This window comes from Rhodococcus sp. NPDC059968 (genome assembly GCF_042738615.1).
Lineage (GTDB): Bacteria > Actinomycetota > Actinomycetes > Mycobacteriales > Mycobacteriaceae > Rhodococcus_F.
This window is the reverse complement of record NZ_JBHWUE010000246.1, coordinates 1-2,447: the sequence shown is the minus strand read 5'-3', so window position 1 is coordinate 2,447 and position 2,447 is coordinate 1. Positions and strand designations below refer to the sequence as shown.

Sequence of the window (2,447 nt, the reverse complement as noted above, 5' to 3'; positions counted from 1 at the left end):
CGAGCACCCGGCAGATCGGGGACGCGGTGGGCCTGCGGTCAGCGTCGTCGGTGTCCAAGCATCTGAAGAGCCTCGAGGAAAAGGGCTTTCTCCGACGGGGCACGGCCATGGCTCGGCAGTTGGACGTGCGCCCGTTCCTCTCCGAGGCGAGGCAAGGTCGCTCGTCTGAAAACAATGTGACGGTACCGGTAGTCGGCGACATCGCGGCCGGCGCACCGATCCTGGCGGAGGAGCACGCCGATGAGATGCTGACGCTCCCTCGCGAACTTGTCGGCTCCGGCACTCTGTTCGGGCTGCGGGTGCGCGGCGAGTCGATGATCGATGCCGCGATCTGCGATGGCGATGTCGTTGTGGTGCGCCGCCAGGACGAAGCTCATTCCGGCGAGATCGTCGCCGCGATGATTGATGGCGAGGCTACGGTGAAGGTGCTCCGGCGCCGCGATGGCCACGTCTTCCTCGAGCCCCGTAATCCCGCGTATGCCGTGATTGACGGCGACGACGCAGTCGTTCTGGGCAAGGTGGTATCGGTGATGCGGCGGATCTGAGGATCGCCTGCCCCCCAGGGCGGGGGTAGTGCAGCGTGCATCACCCCTGACCTGGGGGAACCATCTCTTCTGGTCGACCATCGATGATCCGAGAACTGAAGGGGACGATGAAGTGTCCGTGCGCTAGTGTCGGGGCGCTCGGTACACGGCGGGTCGAAATGTGCGTGCGACGGCTGGGCGCGTGATGGCGGCCCGCCGCGCCTGCGGCTGCAACCCTCCGAGGAAATCACGGTGACTCAACCGTGACCCACAGGTCACCGGCATATGTTCTGTCACAGGGTTCCTCGGTCGGGTGGACGGAACGATGCGGTGCTGTTGACCCTGTCGGAACGCTGCTGCGTCGAGTTCCATGATGTCGTTGTCGATGTTGGCGACGATGCTGGCGGTGGCGGTCAGATCCGGCGGATCGTTCATCGCGAAGAGGGACGCGATCGCGAGGAGAGGGCGCGGTGGTGTGGGCGGGTCGGACCCGTGAGAGGTGGTTCTCGCCGACGTCGTCGTGTGGGCCGCCGAACGGGGGCCCGACGCTGGGCGAAGTCGATGAGGGCGTCACCAATTTTCTCTGACATGGGTCTCCGATCGATTGGGGGCCGACGTGAAGCGCAACGACACCCCGAAATGTGTTGCGGGAGTTGTTTGTCAGGAGCATGTTTGGCTTACCCCTGTTAGTCTTGCTGTGATACGTGCCTCAATCAACTGGCATTGTCCATCATTTTCACCTCGAGGGAGAAGTTGTGGCGCACAGTCGTTACAAGGTTCGGGAGATCGCCCAGCAGGCGGGGCTCAGCGAGGCGACGGTCGACCGCGTCCTTCACAACCGCCCAGGGGTGCGGGACGGAACCCGTGCGGAAGTCGCCCAAGCGATCATCGACCTGGACAATCAGCGTTCCCAGCTGAGGTTGGCGGGGCGAAAGTACCTTTTCGATGTTGTGATGCAGGCTCCACCGCGTTTTTCCGGAGCGTTCCGTGAGGCGGTGGAGGCGGAGTTGCCGTTCCTCGCGCCTGCCGTGGTCCGTACCCGGTTCCATTTCCGGGAGACCGGCTCGGTTCCGGCCATGGTCGAGGTGCTGGACAAGCTCGTCACACGCCCCTCGCAAGGAGTCATCGTCAAGGCTCCCGACACCACCGAGGTATCCGATGCCATCGACCGGCTCACCGAGGCGGGGATCCCCGTCGTCACCTACGCCACCGACGTGCCGAACAGCAGTCGGGTCGGCTACGTCGGTATCGAGAACCGGGCGGCCGGTGAGACGGCCGCGTACCTGCTCGAGCAATGGCTGTACGACACTCCCGCGAGTGTGCTGGTCACGCTGAGCAGCAACGCGTTTCGTGGCGAGGAGGAGCGTGAGATGGGATTTCGCGGCGCGCTGCGCCGGTCGGGCAACGTCGGGGGTATCGGATCTCAGCGCACGCTGGTCGACATCTCGGAGAGTGAGGGACTCGATACGACGGTCGAGCATCTCGTCCTCTCGGCCCTCGAACGCAACCCTGACATCGAGGCGGTCTATTCGATCGGCGGCGGCAACACGGCGACAGTGCGTGCCTTCGAGAAGCTCGGCCGTGGTTGCCGTGTTTTCATCGCCCACGACCTCGATCGGGACAACAAGCAGTTGCTGCGTGACAAGAAGATCTCGGCCGTCCTCGATCACGACCTTCGGTCGGACGCGAACCTGGCCTGCCGGATGCTGATTCAGGGGCGTGGCGGACTGTCGGGCGTGACCACGCTGATGTCACCGATTCGGATCATCACCCCCTACAACATGCCCTGACGGTGGTTCCGGAATATCGGCGCACGAATGCACCGCCCCGATGCGCCCGGCACGTGTGCCGGGCGCATCGTCGTGTCGGTGCCTAACGCCGCAGTTCGTGGGTGAGTGCTTCGAGTTCGTCGCCGCCGGCCAT

The 2,447-nt window shown here is 64.4% G+C and carries 2 protein-coding genes; both read left to right on the top strand.

The features are described from left to right. On the top strand, positions 1-545 hold a 545-nt coding region (lexA, locus tag ACFWAY_RS53525), incomplete at its 5' end, for a transcriptional repressor LexA (protein ID WP_378516510.1). A 734-nt stretch (positions 546-1,279) separates the two neighbouring features. Further along, a complete protein-coding gene (locus ACFWAY_RS53520; RefSeq protein WP_378516509.1) occupies positions 1,280-2,314 on the top strand; it encodes a LacI family DNA-binding transcriptional regulator in 1,035 nt (344 codons plus the stop codon). Positions 2,315-2,447 lie beyond the last annotated feature (133 nt).